We start from the raw sequence: 511 nt of genomic DNA on the forward strand, positions 1-511 counted from the left end.
ATATATCTGGCTGAATACCACGAATTATGATACAATAACTATACAATTTTTATAAAAGATTCTGAATGATATAAGAGGTGACAATCTATGTATATAAATCCGTCTGGTGAAAACTATCTGGAAACTATTTTAATATTGAGCAAAAAACGTCCTGTTGTTCGTTCTGTGGACATCGCTACAGAATTAGATTTTAAAAAGCCCAGCGTAAGTGTAGCTATGAAGAAGCTGCGCACAAGCGGACATATCACAGTATCTCCGGAAGGATATATCAATTTAACTGAATCCGGAAAAGAAATAGCTACACAGATTTATGAACGCCATGTTCTTCTTTCTTCCTGGCTGGAACATCTGGGGGTTGATCCAGATATTGCCTCACAGGATGCATGCAAGATAGAACATGTCATCAGTTCTGAAAGCTTTGAAGCAATCAAAAAGCATATCAAATAATTTTTTCCTACTGCAGGCTAATTAGCAGTCGCCCCCACCCGTAAAACGGGTGGCTCGACGGACG

1 protein-coding gene is annotated in these 511 nt (G+C 38.7%); it reads left to right on the forward strand.

Annotated features, from left to right (window positions below):
• Nucleotides 1-87 precede the first annotated feature (87 nt).
• Nucleotides 88-447: a metal-dependent transcriptional regulator gene (locus tag QVP40_RS03140; RefSeq protein WP_022067048.1), complete on the forward strand. Its 360-nt coding sequence runs from the start codon at nucleotides 88-90 to the stop codon at nucleotides 445-447.
• Nucleotides 448-511 lie beyond the last annotated feature (64 nt).

Source organism: Blautia sp. CAG:257 (assembly GCF_000433815.1).
Taxonomy (GTDB): domain Bacteria; phylum Bacillota; class Clostridia; order Lachnospirales; family Lachnospiraceae; genus Blautia_A; species Blautia_A caecimuris.

Excerpts from the sequence above, each read along its gene's own strand:
- QVP40_RS03140 (WP_022067048.1), top strand. The coding sequence starts at position 88 with ATGTATATAAATCCGTCTGGTGAAAACTATCTGGAAACTATTTTAATA.